Origin of the sequence: Novosphingobium sp., from assembly GCF_036803765.1 — a bacterium.
Classification (GTDB): domain Bacteria; phylum Pseudomonadota; class Alphaproteobacteria; order Sphingomonadales; family Sphingomonadaceae; genus Novosphingobium.
In genome coordinates, this window is sequence record NZ_DAIRTS010000003.1 from 18948 (window position 1) to 32199 (window position 13252).

16 protein-coding genes are annotated in these 13252 nt (G+C 63.3%); 11 read left to right on the forward strand and 5 right to left on the reverse strand.

The genetic code is table 11. The features are described 5' to 3' along the window. Positions 1-13: 13 nt before the first annotated feature. A complete protein-coding gene (locus V7Q48_RS02365; RefSeq protein ID WP_333836038.1) occupies positions 14-1024 on the reverse strand; it encodes an FAD binding domain-containing protein in 1011 nt (336 codons plus the stop codon). Further along, positions 1021-1500: a (2Fe-2S)-binding protein gene (locus tag V7Q48_RS02370; protein WP_333836039.1), complete on the reverse strand. Its 480-nt coding sequence runs from the start codon at positions 1498-1500 to the stop codon at positions 1021-1023. Before V7Q48_RS02370 ends, V7Q48_RS02365 begins: the two co-directional genes overlap by 4 nt. Before the next feature lie 302 nt (positions 1501-1802). Between V7Q48_RS02370 and V7Q48_RS02375 the strand changes: the two genes are divergently transcribed. Next, complete coding sequence (locus V7Q48_RS02375; protein ID WP_333836040.1) at positions 1803-2288, forward strand: hypothetical protein; 486 nt, start codon at positions 1803-1805, stop codon at positions 2286-2288. Between the two features lie 74 nt (positions 2289-2362). On the opposite strand, the gene V7Q48_RS02380 is transcribed toward V7Q48_RS02375, so the two are convergent. Together V7Q48_RS02380 and V7Q48_RS02385 are read right to left on the reverse strand one after the other, a co-directional pair. Beyond that, a complete protein-coding gene (locus V7Q48_RS02380; protein ID WP_333836041.1) occupies positions 2363-3232 on the reverse strand; it encodes an AraC family transcriptional regulator in 870 nt (289 codons plus the stop codon). A gap of 239 nt (positions 3233-3471) precedes the next feature. Next, the gene (locus V7Q48_RS02385; RefSeq protein WP_333836042.1) at positions 3472-4443 is read right to left on the reverse strand and encodes a LysR family transcriptional regulator; all 972 of its coding nucleotides are present in this window, start codon (positions 4441-4443) and stop codon (positions 3472-3474) included. A gap of 190 nt (positions 4444-4633) precedes the next feature. On the opposite strand from V7Q48_RS02385, the gene V7Q48_RS02390 reads away from it, so the two are divergent. From V7Q48_RS02390 to V7Q48_RS02435, 10 genes are read left to right on the forward strand one after another with little or no spacing between them, the layout of a single operon-like run. After that, positions 4634-5479: an NmrA family NAD(P)-binding protein gene (locus V7Q48_RS02390; protein WP_333836043.1), complete on the forward strand. Its 846-nt coding sequence runs from the start codon at positions 4634-4636 to the stop codon at positions 5477-5479. Between the two features lie 2 nt (positions 5480-5481). Next, complete coding sequence (locus tag V7Q48_RS02395) at positions 5482-7125, forward strand: CocE/NonD family hydrolase (RefSeq protein WP_333836044.1); 1644 nt, start codon at positions 5482-5484, stop codon at positions 7123-7125. Then, positions 7122-7841 (forward strand): SDR family NAD(P)-dependent oxidoreductase, encoded by a 720-nt coding sequence (locus V7Q48_RS02400; protein WP_333836045.1) that lies wholly within the window; start codon positions 7122-7124, stop codon positions 7839-7841. The genes V7Q48_RS02395 and V7Q48_RS02400 overlap by 4 nt, the downstream gene beginning before the upstream one ends. Further along, on the forward strand, positions 7838-8266 hold the full coding sequence (locus tag V7Q48_RS02405) for a hypothetical protein (protein ID WP_333836046.1): 429 nt from the start codon (positions 7838-7840) through the stop codon (positions 8264-8266). The genes V7Q48_RS02400 and V7Q48_RS02405 overlap by 4 nt, the downstream gene beginning before the upstream one ends. Further along, entirely contained in the window at positions 8263-9348 is a 1086-nt protein-coding gene (locus tag V7Q48_RS02410) for an alkene reductase (RefSeq protein WP_333836047.1), read from the forward strand. Before V7Q48_RS02405 ends, V7Q48_RS02410 begins: the two co-directional genes overlap by 4 nt. 11 nt (positions 9349-9359) lie before the next feature. Continuing rightward, positions 9360-9953, forward strand: coding sequence for an isochorismatase family protein (locus tag V7Q48_RS02415; RefSeq protein ID WP_333836048.1), 594 nt, complete (start codon positions 9360-9362; stop codon positions 9951-9953). Positions 9954-9961: 8 nt separating this feature from the next. Beyond that, complete coding sequence (locus tag V7Q48_RS02420) at positions 9962-10870, forward strand: alpha/beta fold hydrolase (protein WP_333836049.1); 909 nt, start codon at positions 9962-9964, stop codon at positions 10868-10870. A 30-nt stretch (positions 10871-10900) separates the two neighbouring features. Then, positions 10901-11449, forward strand: coding sequence for a cupin domain-containing protein (locus tag V7Q48_RS02425; RefSeq protein ID WP_333836050.1), 549 nt, complete (start codon positions 10901-10903; stop codon positions 11447-11449). Next, on the forward strand, positions 11446-12087 hold the full coding sequence (locus V7Q48_RS02430; RefSeq protein WP_333836052.1) for a glutathione S-transferase family protein: 642 nt from the start codon (positions 11446-11448) through the stop codon (positions 12085-12087). The genes V7Q48_RS02425 and V7Q48_RS02430 overlap by 4 nt, the downstream gene beginning before the upstream one ends. A 50-nt stretch (positions 12088-12137) precedes the next feature. Next, a complete protein-coding gene (locus V7Q48_RS02435; protein WP_333836053.1) occupies positions 12138-13040 on the forward strand; it encodes a LysR substrate-binding domain-containing protein in 903 nt (300 codons plus the stop codon). Here the strand turns inward: V7Q48_RS02435 and V7Q48_RS02440 are convergent. Further along, a complete protein-coding gene (locus V7Q48_RS02440; protein ID WP_333836055.1) occupies positions 13019-13252 on the reverse strand; it encodes a DUF2274 domain-containing protein in 234 nt (77 codons plus the stop codon). The genes V7Q48_RS02435 and V7Q48_RS02440 overlap by 22 nt on opposite strands.

The following is a 13252-nucleotide window of genomic DNA, read 5'->3' on the forward strand; positions in this document are numbered from 1 at the left end:
GCGGGCTTCCTCCTCAGACGATGCGCTTGTCGGACTGGATCTGCGGCGTGCCGGCGGCAGCCTGCGAGCAGGCGCGCCGGATCGCGCGCGGCGCCAGATCGAGTTTGAAGTCGTTTTCGCCCTGGCCGGCGGCTCCGGCCATCAGCGCGTCGGCGACGTCGACGAAATCGGCATCGATCGGCTTGCCCGTGAGCAACGCGTCGGCCTCGGCGACCCGCCACGGCTTGTGCGCCATCCCGCCCATCGCCACCCGTCCCTCCCGGATCACGCCGTCCTCGACCCGCATCACCACCGCGACCGAGACCAGCGCGAAGGCATAGGACTGGCGGTCGCGCATCTTGAGGTAGGTGTGGTTGGGCGCGAAGCCTTCCGGCGGCAGATCGATCGCGGTGACGATCTCGCCATGCTTCAGGTTGTTGTCGCGCCATGGCTCGTCGCCCGGAAGACGGTGATAGTCAACCATGGGGACCACCCGCTCGCCCTCCGGCCCGATGACCCGCACTTCGGCGTCGAGCGCCAGCAGCGCCACGCACAGGTCGGACGGGTGGGTGGCGATACATTGGTCGCTGGCGCCCTGGATCGCGTGGATGCGGTTGAAGCCGCCGATCGCGCCGCAGCCGGACCCGGGCGTGCGCTTGTTGCAGGCGGTCTCGATGTCGTAGAAATAGTAGCATCGGGTGCGCTGGTTGAGGTTACCGCCGTTGGTCGCGGCGTTGCGCAGCTGCGCGCTCGCGCCAGCCAGGATGGCGCTCGCCACGACCGGATAGCGCGACTGGACGCGCGCGTCGTAGGCGGTATCCGCATTGGTGGCGAGCCCCCCGAGCCGAAGGCCGCCACCCTCCAGTTCCTCGATCGCGCGCAGCGGCAGCGCGTTGATGTCGACCAGCTTGCGCGGTTTCTCGACGAAGTACTTCATCAAGTCGACGAGGTTCGTGCAGCCGGCGACATAACGCGCGCCCGGCTCCGCACCGAGCCTCACCGCCTCATCGAGATCGCCTGCCCGGGCATAAGCGAACGGCATCACGCCTGCGCCTCCTCGTCGATCACCTGCAGGATCGCGTCGGCGATGTTCGAGTAGGCGCCGCAGCGGCACAAGTTGCCGCTCATCAGCTCAGTCACTTCCTCGCGCGAGTGGGCGTGGCCCTCGGCGATCAGCCCGACCGCCGAGCAGATCTGTCCGGGCGTACAATAGCCGCACTGAAATGCATCATGCTGGAGGAACGCGGCTTGTACGGGATGCAGCATGTCGCCATCCGCAAAGCCCTCGATCGTGACCACTTGGGCATCGGGCCGTGTCACGGCAAGGGCGAGGCAGCTGTTGATCCGCTTGCCGTCGACGAGCACCGTGCAGGCGCCGCATTGGCCGTGATCGCACCCCTTCTTGGTGCCCGTCAGGTCCAGATCCTCGCGCAGGAGGTCGAGCAGCGTGGTCCACGGCGTCACGGAGACATTCCGCGTCGCGCCGTTGACAGTCAACGATAGAGCCACTTCGCACGTCATGGAATGTGTCTCCACTGGCTTGAGTTTCTAGTATTCAGAATTCGCCGACATTTGCAATATTATCGCGTAATTGCGGTACCGATCGCGAGATTGCGAAAGCCCTTTATTCCACCCGCCATACTTCTAATCTGTCGAGACTGGACTTGAACTGGGTCGAGATTTGCGCAAGATCCAAGGAGACCGTTTAGCTCACAAGGAGATCTATATGCCGGGGGCATTTCCTGGGCAGGGGCCTGCGGCTATACGACTGGATTTTTCGGTGCCGGGAAGTCGAAGCGCTCTTCGAGCGATATGCGCGAGCGATGGGTGAGGCGGCCGATACGACCGGAGGCGCCATCGGTGTAGACGTAGTCTCCCATGGCCGGATCGGAGACAGCGACCAATGGCTGGTCACCGTCCGGTTCGAGCCGGAAGAGACTCTCGAGCAGTGGCGCGCCCCGCAGGCGGCGGCGGTCTGGAGGGCCCGGCTCGAGAACCTGGCGTTGGAGAAACCGCGCTTGAAGATCCGGAATGGCGTCGAGGTATGGTTCAGTTCGTCCGCGGCACGGTACGCAAACTCACCGCCAGGCCACAAACTGGCGATACTGAGCATCGTCGGACTGTATCCGACTGTTCTGGTCCTCAACACGCTGCTGGTGCCTCTGGCCCGAGGATTGCCGGAACGGCTGATAGCGTTCGTCTCCGTCTGTATCCTGTCGGCCCTGATCACGTGGCCCATCATGCCGCTGCTGACGAGGCTGTTCCACGGCTGGCTCTATCCCTCCGTGGAATGTCTGAAGGACAGCTGAGCGATTTATTTGAATGAGAGACCTAGTTAGGCTCACGTAAAAATTGTTCGAAGCACAAGTTGCGACCGAAACATCTATTCGTGACCAAGATCCCTGTATTCGGTCGGAGAGTAGCCCGAAAGGCGGCGAAATGCCGTCGCGAAATGAGAGGGGTTATTGTAGCCACACTCGATCGCAATCGCCATCGTGCTCATGTCGGTCGTATCGAGGAGCCGCCGAGCATGCTCCATCCGCAAGCGCGTCAGATAATCGAACGGCGTCTGCCCCCATCCGCGTCTCGCGAGCCGGATGAGCTGAAACGTGCTGCGGTCGATCACGCCGGCGAGATCGGCAAGCGAGATCGGATTGGCGAGGTTTGCTCGCATATAGTCCTCGACACGGCCGAGCAGCTTCGAGTCGCGGCCCGTCTCGCGAGTCGAGGTTGAGCCCCAGCAGATTAGATGGAGGGCGAGAAAGTGAGCGGCATGCTCGGCGTAGAGATCGGGCAAGCCATGTTCGACCGCCCGTTCGAGGGCGAGCAGGGTTGAGCGCACAACCGGATCCTGCGTGCACAGCATACTCAGCCTGGCAGCAGATCGACCGAGGTGATCCCGCACTTCGTCCCGCGCCCGAGTCATCAAGGCGTCGGGCAGATGCAGTTGAAGAGTGATATGGCGCTCCATCCCGGCCCATCGGAGGCGCGCGGTTTCCCCTTGTGGCGTGAGGCCGAGATCGCCGGGCGCATATTCGGTTCTATGCCAGCGCCCGCTCCGAAAACTCTCGAGGGACGTCGAGCCCGACCGGACCAGCACGATCAACTGCCCAGGCGTTGGTGCCGTCTCGAACGCGTCCGTCGATACCGGTTCTTGATAGCGACGTAGAAGCAACGAGCTCCAGCCCACACGACGGCTGCACTCCTCGAGCCTGCCGGGTAGGTGCTCGGCCGCTGTAATCCCATCGATCATCACGCTCGATCCGATCTGACTTACCTGTTCTCTTTCCTCCCACGCGTGTCGAAAGCGCCGCTTACCGCAATCCGTAGCAAGGGATCGCATAGAGAGCGAGGCAACAGAATGCGAAATTAGCTCTGTTCACCGCAGGGCTGGCTCAACGCTCGAACAACTCGAAATCAGGACCAAGGTGCCGAGCTGAGCTGCTCAACCATGCCGATACTGCTGCGTGGGCAGTGATCTTGTCCCCTGCTTCAGTCGCCAGTCCCATCTACAGCAGGCGCTCGGTCCGGCGGAACAGCACGTGCTTCGCTCCCGATGTCAGCTTGCCATCCTGCGCCCGGGATAGCCGTTTCGCGCACGAAGTCGACGAACGCCCGCACGGTCGGCGACAACTCACGACGGCTGGGAAAGACGATCGAGACCTCCACCGGAGGCATCGACCAGTCGGGCAGCACACGGACCAGCCGACCAGCCTCGAAGTCGGGACCGCAGAGGTAGGCGGAAATGACGCCGATGCCGGCGTCCCTGCGGACCAGATTGTGGATCGTGAGCGCGTCGTTGATGCTGATCTTGGGAGTGAGTGTAATCTCCGCCGTCTCATCGCCTCGCATCATTGTCCACGTGCGCGCGCGTCCATCGCGGCCGGGCATCTCGATGCAGTCGTGGCTGGAGAGATCCGCAGGAGCCTGCGGCGTACCACGATGCTCAAGATAGCGCGGCGATGCGCACATATATCGGGGCAAGCTCCCCAGCTTGGTGGCGATCAGGGATGAGTCTGCGATAGGCCCCATCCGGATCGCGACGTCGATACGCTCCTGGACGAGTTCGGCCTCGCGGCTTGTAAGATCGAGGGACACCTCCACGAGCGGATAGCGGTGCCTGAATTTGGGAAGGATTTCGGAGAGGATGTTGATCCCGAAGCCGATGCCCGCGCTCACGCAGAGCAATCCTCGGGGCTCACCAACCAACCTACCGACGAGGTCCATCGTCTCATCGATGTTAGAAAGCAGCGTATTCGAGCGCTCGTGCAGCAGGCGCCCGGCCTCTGTCACGACGACATCGCGCGTCGTCCGCTGAAGAAGCCGTATTCCCAGCGCTTCCTCAAGTCGGGCAACGCATCGGCTGACGGTTGACTTCGGCATCGCCAATGCCTGCGCCGCCTTTGAGAAGCTCCCTAGGGCGGCCACGCGCTCGAAAATACGTAGATCATTCAAGTCGATCATGGATTGTCCATAGCATGGAACAGTGATGACAGCCACAGGAACGATCTATTCTTTCCTGCGCGAGTTAGATTGCCGACGCCAATCGGAGACGCGCTATGCCGCACCTCGTTATCAGGGGCGCCGGCCATGTTGGTTCGGCGCTCGTCAAAGAGCTACTCGTCGACGCCGCCATGCCGGTGGGAGAAGGCCGATGACAGCGAACCTGCTTGCATTCGGCGCCTCAGGGAAATTCGCCGGTCTTGTCGTCCCCGCCTTGAAGGCGCGCGGGCTGCATGTTCGCGGCTTCGTCCGGGAGGAGAAGGATGCGGATACCGCCCGCGAGCACGGCACGGACGAGGTGGCGCTGGGCGACCTCACGGATCGCGCGAGCATCGAACGCGCGCTCGAAGGCATCGACCGGGTGTTCTACATCGCGCCCGCCTTTATGGCTCGGGAGGCCGAGGTCGGGCGGAGCGTCGTCGACGCCTGTGTCGCCGCGGGCGTGAAGCGCTTCGTCTTCTCCTCGGTCATCCACCCGGTCCTGAGCGGGCTCTCGAACCATTCCGCCAAGCAGCCTGTCGAAGAGGCGATCCTCGACAGCGGCATGACCTATGCGCTGTTGCACCCCGCGCTCTATTTCCAGAATTATCTCCAGTCCTGGCCCAAGGTCGTGGAAACCGGAGTGCTCGCCGAACCCTGGTCGTGCGACACGCGCTTCAGTCGGGTCGACTACCGCGACGTCGCCGAGGTGGCTGCCATCGCGCTGGCGGAGGACCGGCTGAACTACGGGACGTTCGAGCTGTGCTCGGACGGTTGGCTCAACCGCCATGACGTCGCGGACCTGATCGGCAAGGTGCTCGGGCGCGACATCCGGGCGGAGCGGATCGATCCCGCCATGCTCGGCGACCAGGCGAAGCCGATGCGTCCGATGTTCGACCACTACGAGCAAGTCGGCCTGCGCGGCAATCCGCTCACCTTGCGGGCCATTCTCGGGCGCGAGCCGCGGCGGCTTGATGCCTTCTTCGCCGAACTGGCCAGCGATGGCGGAGACCACTGACGATGGTTGACGTCAACGTCCAGCCGTTCGAGATCGAGACCCGGACCCGCCACGGCGACCTGGTCCGCGCCGACGTCTACCTGCCTGTAGGTGCAGACGGGCCGGTGCCCGTGCTGCTCGGCGCCTCGCCGTATCAGAAGGCGCTGCGCCATCTGCCGCCGACTCCTGCGGTGTTCCCGTTCATCGAATACGGTCCGATGCAGATGTATCTCGACGAAGGCTACGCCTATGTCGCGATGGACGTGCCCGGCATGGGCCGCTCCGAAGGCACCTGGGACCCGGTGAGCCGCGCCGAGGGCGAGGCGATCCACGACATGATCGAACATGTCGCGACGCTCGACTGGTCGACGGGCAAGATTGGCATGATCGGCATGTCCTATTATTGCTGGAGCCAGTGGAACACCGCACGGACCAGGCCGCCGCATCTCGTCACGATCGGCGCGTTCGACGGCGCGACCGACATGTACCGCGACTGGATGTACCACGGCGGCATCCCGATCCAGGGCTTCCTCAATAGCTGGCTCTACGGCTCGGTCCTTCTCCAACACATGGCCAACGGCCTGTCGCTGACCGATCATGGTCGCGGCGACATCCTGTCGAAAATGTACGAGCATCCGTTCGACGACGACTGGCAGCGCACGCGCTCGCCGTTCTGGGAGCTTGATCAGGTCGATATTCCCGTCCTGTCGATCGGCGCCTGGGGCAAGGCATCACTCCACCTGCGCGGCAATTTCGAGGGGTTTCGGCTGGTCAGAGGGCCAAAGCAGTTGCTGATCGTCGGCGCCGGGACGTTCGCCGAGACACAGACGCTGTATTTCGACGAGGCGTTCCACCGCGGCGAACTGCTGCCCTGGTACGACCATCACCTGAAGGGCATGGAAAACGGCGTGATGGAGCGCCCGCGGGTGCGCTTCTTCGTGCAGAATGACGGAGATACACTGTCGGCCGACAGTTGGCCGCCGTCCGATGTCAGCATCGCCGAATTCCACCTCAGCGGCGACAGGAGTGGTACGCAATCCTCGCTCAATGACGGTTCGTTGACCGAACAGCCCCCGCTTGCGGCCAAAGGCTCGACCAGCTGGAGCTATCCCGACCCCAAATGGATGGCCGGCGTGACGACGATCGGTCGGGACGGCATTCCCGACCATTTCTCGCGCGTCATCACCTATACCAGCGCGCCGTTCGAACGGGATCGCGAGTTCACCGGCCAGGGCGTGCTGCACCTTCACGCCTCGTCCGACCAGAACGACCTCGACCTGTTCGTCAAGCTCTCCGTCCTGCCCGAAGGCACGGACACACCGAAGTTCATCAAGGTCTCGCAAGGCTGGCTGCGCGCCTCGCACCGCGCCGAGGATGCCGATCTCACGACGGAGATGCGTCCCTTCCTGAAGCACGACCGGGCCGAACCGATCGTGCCTGGCGAAATCTACGAGCTGCGCGTCGAGCTGCTGCCGATGTCGGTCCTCGTCCGCAAGGGTGATCGCCTGCGGCTGGAGATCTCGAACTGGGATTCGACCATCACCGAGGCGCCGATGACGCACTGGTACGGCCAGAAGGTCGGCACCGACACCTATCACCACGACGCCGCTCATCCGTCGCGCCTGCGCCTGCACGAGCGGTCCCGGAACCAGGGAGAACAGCCATGAAGACCGATCGCATCGTCGTGATCACCGGTGCCGGCGGCGGCATGGGCAAGCTCGCTGTCGAACGCTTTCTCGCCAATGGCGATACCGTGGTGGCCAGCGATACGGCGCAGGGCGCGCTCGGCAAGCTGACGCCGAACGACCGGCTGCGGACTGTCGTCGCCGATATCTCCAGGGAAGAGGATTGCCGGCGTGTTGCCGACACCGCCGGCGGCCGGGTCGATGTGCTGGTCAACGTCGCGGGTTTCTTTCCGATGCAGCCGTTCGACGAAATGACCGCCGACGATTTCCGCAAGGTGATCGACATCAACCTCACCGGGACCTTCCTGATGATCAAGGCTGTCGTGCCGCTGATGCGCGGACGCGGATGGGGTCGGATCGTCAATATCGGCTCGGCCTCGGCGTTCGAGGGCGTGCCCGATCAGGTCCATTACGTCGCGGCCAAGGCCGGGATCTTCGGCCTGTCGCGCAGCCTGGCGCGGGTGTTCGGCAAGGACGGCATCACGGTCAACGTCGTCACGCCGGGCCTGACCGTCACGCCGGCGGTCAAGGAACACATGCCGGCCGAACTGATCGAACAGCAGATCCAGCTGCGCGCGATTCCGCGCGAGGAAACGGGCGAGGATCTGATCGGCGCGATCTTCTTCCTCGCCTCGCCCGATGCCGACTTCATCTCCGGCCAGACCATCAACGTCGATGGCGGGAAGCACATGCTATGATGACCCGCCTCCACATCGCGCGCGTGTTGCTTGTGATCGGGCTCGGCGTCGGGCTGCTGAGCTGGCGCGAGAGCGTCGGGCATATCGGCAACGCCGACTTCCTGACGCCCGCCTATCCGTTCGGCGCGACACACGGCTGGTATCACGTCTTTCGCGAGGTGTGCGGTGATGTCGCGAAGATGGTGGTGTTCCTGCTGTTGTTTTTCGGCGCGGCGCGGTGGCGCACGCCGGTGACGTGGTGGATCGGGTTGGTCCTGATGCTTGGCTATTACGCACCGTTCTGGATTGGCGAGCCGTTCCTCCCCGCGCTCTCCGCCCCGAACCTTCCCGCGCAGGTCATCCACGTCGCGATGGTGGCGCTCTCCCTCGCCGCCCTCATTGTCGCGCGCCCTTCGTTCTTCACTCCGACGGAGCTCGTCCCATGACGGATCTCTTCTCGCCGGTCGAGCTGCTCGGCCTGACGCTGCCGAACCGCATCTTCATGTCGGCCATGACCCGCACTCGCGCCGGCGAGGACGGCGTGCCGACCGATCTCATGCGCGACTATTACGTACAGCGCGCGAGCGCCGGGCTGATCGTCACTGAGTGCACCCAAGTCTCGGACCAGGCGCACGGCATCATTCGCTGCCCGGGCATCCACCGCGACGATCAGGTCGCCGGGTGGCGCAAGGTCACCGACGCGGTCCACGCCGCGGGCGGTCGCATCGTCTGCCAGATCTGGCATTGCGGCCGCGTCGCCCATCCCGACATGCGCGGCGGCGAGCCGCCGGTGGCCCCATCCCCGATCCCGGCCGAGGGCAAGTTCTTCCTGCCCACGGGCGAGGTCGGCTTCCCAGTGCCCCGTGAACTCGGCCAGGAGGAAATCGCGCCCATCGTAGAGGATTTCGCCTCCGCGACCCGCAACGCGCAAGCCGCCGGGTTCGACGGGGTCGAGTTGCACGGTGCCAATGGCTACCTCCACGACCAGTTCCTGGAAGACGGCAGCAACCGGCGCACCGACGGCTATGGCGGCGCTGTCGCCAACCGTGCGCGGCTGATGGTCGAGACGGCCGAGGCGATGATCGAGGCCTGGGACCGTGGGCATGTCGGTATCCGCCTGTCGCCAGCGAGCACCCTCTACGGGATGAACGACAGCGACAAGCGTGCCACGTTCGGCCACGTGATCGAGGCGCTGGACGCTCTCAAGCCAGCCTATCTCTGCCTGCTCGATCCCAACGAGAAGGACCGCAAGACCGAGCAGGTCAAGGACGTGCTTGAGACATTCCGTGGCCAGGTGTCGGTGCCTCTGATCGGCAATACCGGCTTCGATAAGGCCAAGGGCAATGCCGCGCTGGCCGCCGGCAAGGCCGATGGAATCGCTTTCGGCGTTCCCTTCCTCGCCAATCCCGACCTGCCGGAGCGGCTCCGCCGCGATGCGCCGCTCAACACGCCCGACAAGGCGACTTTCTACGGCGAGGGACCGGAAGGCTTCACCGACTACCCGTTTCTCGATCCCGCGAACGCCTGAGGAGGTCACTGATGGTCCCGCATTTCACGCCCGACGCCGCCGCGCTGCTGCTGATCGACTATCAGGTCGGCACACTTCAGCTCGCCAAGACCAACCCGGCCGATGTCGCGCTGCGCAACGCGATCACGCTCGCCAAGGCGGCGCTCGCCTTCAAGATGCCGATCGTCGTCACCGCGAGCCAGGAGGATCGCATCCAGGGCCGGATCGACGAGCGGCTCCAGCACGTAATCCCCGACGCGTTCGAAGCGCGCGTCAAGCGCCAAGGCATCGTTGACGCCTGGAAGGATCCGAACTTCAAGGCGGCCGTGGAGAAGACCGGCCGGCGCCAGCTCATCATCGGCGCGATCACGACCGACATCTGCCTGGTGTTCCCGAGCATCAGCGCGGTCGAGGACGGCTATGAGGTGCAGGCGGTAATGGATGCCTGCGGCTCGCCGTTCGAGATCAACGAGGCGATCTCCCGCGAGAGGTTAATCGCGGCCGGCGTGCACATGACGGTGACCAACACCATTGTCGCCGAACTGGTGCAGGACTGGAGCACGCCGCAAGGCCAGGAGCTGGTGCAGCTGCTCTTCGCCGCGGCGCCGATGCAGCCGGTGGAGTGACGGTCGCCATGGTCGAAAAGGTTAGGATCGAAGGACTGCGCAGCGAGACCGTGACGGTCGACGGCGTCCGGCTGCATTACTGGATCGGCGGTCCCCAGGACGGCCGGCCGGTGCTGCTCTGGCATGGCTTCCTGTCCACCGCTTATGCCTGGCGCCACATCGCGCCGGAACTCGCCAAGGCCGGCCTGGCGGTGCTGGTGCCCGACATGCGCGGCTTCGGCGACAGCGACAAGCCAGACGGCACGAAGGGCTATGACGCCCGCGCGCTCGCCGAGGAGTTTCGCTCGCTCGTGGCGGCGATCGGCTTTGGCCGTGGCCAGCCCTTGATCGTCGCCGCACATGACATGGGTGCGCCGCCAGCGCTGATCTGGGCCGCCGACCATCCCAAGGAGATCGAGGCGCTCGTCTATATCGAGGCTCCCGTCATGCTGGGCGACGTCCTGAACAAGGTGATCGCCTACAACCGTCAGGCCATGGCGCAGGGATCGATGTGGTGGTGGGTGCTTCCACTCGCACCGGGCGTGCCGGAGCGACTGATCGTCGGCAATGAGCGGGCCTTTCTCACCTGGTTTTACGAGGGCGCAACGGCGCGTCCGGAGGTGTTCGACGACAGAACCGTCGAGGAATATTTGCGGACCTTCTCCGGCCGGGCGGGCCTGCTCGGAGCGATGGGCGTCTATCGCGCCGCCTTTGACAGCATCGATCAGACCGAGCCGCTCAGGACCGACAAGGTCGGCGTGCCGGTGATCGCGATCGGCGGCGTCAAAGGCCTTGGCGACAAGGTCGGCGAAGGGGTCGCTCGCGTGGCCGAAAATGTGTCGACGGAGACGGTCGAGAATTGTGGGCATTTCGTGCCCGAAGAACGGCCCGACGTCGTGATCCGCCACATCTGGGCAATCGCCGCCAAGCTTGCCTGACATCAATTTCAGCTGAAAGGAGACGATATAATGGAAGATCACTCGATCACCGCCCGGGGCGACCAGGGGCCAATACCGGCAGATGATCCTGCCCGCAGCCTTACCGTCACGAACCCGGAGGACCGGCAGGCGCGGCATATCTCGGTCGTGGGCGACACCTACACCATCTTGGTGTCGGGCAAGGACACGCAGGGTCGATATTGTCTCATTGACATGCTGGTGCCCGATGGCAGCGGGCCGCCGCCGCACCGCCACGACTTCGAGGAGATGTTCTCGCTGCTAGAGGGCGAACTGGAGTTCACCTTCCGTGGCGAGACGCAGACGGTGAAAGCGCCGGCGACTGTCAACATCCCCGCCAACGCGCCCCATCAGTTCAAGAACGCTTCGGGCGCGACGGTCCACATGCTCTGCATGTGCACGCCTGCCGGGCAGGACGAGTTCTTCATGGCGGTCGGCGTTCCCGTCGACAGCCGCGACGGGCCGCCGCCGAAGCTCAGCAAGGAAGAGCAGGCCGCCAAGGGCAAGCTCGCGGAGGAGCTGGCCCCCAAATACAGGACCGAAATGCTGGATCGCGCATGATGAAGCTTTTCTGGGGACCCCACACCTGCGCCATCGGCATTCACATCCTGCTCGAGGAAGTCGGCGCGGATTATGAAACCGAGAAGCTCGACGTGGCCGGCGGCGCGACCCACGCGCCGCCGTTCCTCGCGATCAACCCCAAGGGTAAGGTGCCGACCCTGGTGCGGGACGACGGCAGCGTGCTGACGGAGTTCGGCGCGATTGCGACGTGGCTAGCACGGACCTATCCGGAAAAGGCGCTGCTGCCGACTGACGCGGAAGGCGAAGCGCGCACAATCGAGACCTTGGCTTACGTCGAGGGTACGATCCATGGCCAGGGCTTCGCGCGGATCTTCATGCCTGAGATGTTCGGACCCCAGGATGTCGTTCACCAGGCGACCGGTCTCGGCTCGCGATCGGTGAAGGCAAAGGGTCTGGAGATCATCGAGCGGGGTTTCGCCATTCTTGACCCCATGCTCGCACGCCACGACTTCGCCGCCGGGAATGCACTCACCATAGCCGACATGGCCCTGTTCTACGTCGAGCGATGGGCGCCGCAGAATGGGATCACGCTGCCTATAAACCTGCAACATCACCTCCGTCGCATGGTCGCTCGCCCTGCTGTGCATAAAGTGCGGCAGCTCTGGGGCGAACTCTAGGATCAACGTCGTGCACCTCCATGTTTACGTTCTGATGATGTGTAAAGAACGTGATTCTTGATATTCGTTATTTTCATGTTGCCGAGGCCGTAGCCAAGTGGGGTAGCTTTAGACGTGCTGCCAAAGAACTCGGTATCGACCAGGCGACTGTCAGCCGTCGCGTTCATTCGTTAGAGGATCGCCTAGGTATAGTTCTGTTTGATCGCTCCCGTGCGGGTGCGCGCCTGACCACGCTTGGCGCACAATTCTTGATTGATGCGGGTCCGGCGCTTGCACAGTTGAATAAGGTCGTGGAGCGGATCGAGATGGTTCGCTCGGAGAGCCTGCAGGTCGGCATCGTAACGGGTCTCAACTCCAAGCCTCTCCGAGATGCGATCGCGCGTTTGATCAAAGTTAATCCGAAAGTGACGATCAAACTTCATCTCGGGGCGCCTACCGAGCACGTTGAAGGATTGCGTGCAGGTGACATCGACATCGCCTTTTTGCCCGGAGACACCTACACTGTAGGATTCGATTTCCAGACGCTTTGGCACGAGAGTCCTGTAGTCGTGCTGCCTCCATCGCACCCTTTGGCAATTAAAGCGCGTATCGGATGGAGTGACATAGCGAGTGAGCTTTTTCTTTTCTCACGTTCTGGTCCGGACCAGAATTTCAGCATTTTTCTGGTAGAGCGCCTTCGGCGGCTCGGTATCGAACCAAAGATTGAATTACATGGCGTGACGCGGGAGGACCTTATTAACATGGTTGGTTTGGGCTTTGGCGTTACTGTCTTGTGCTCATCGATCGATGGAGCGTTTTACCGCAATGCTGTGTTCAAACTCATCGGAGACGACCAAGAAGGAATTGCGTGGTCGGTGGCCTGGTCACCGCAGGGGAAGAACAAGGCGGTTTACAATTTAGTGTCCGCGCTGAAGTCAGGATTCAAGAATGGTTATTCTGATCCGAATGGCTGAGTGCGCCGAAGGCGCAAAAATGCGCGATCAGTCTGGATAAAGCGTGTCAGCATCGGCGCGATTAGCTTCGCGGGATCGGCTATTGTCTGCCCTTGCTCGCGGCTGAGCACCTCCGCATATACCTTAAGATCAGCATACAATTTGGCAGGCAGCTCGATGCTAATCTTAACCGGCCTGTCGTCGACGATCGCGCCGAGCTTCAGCTTGGCCAT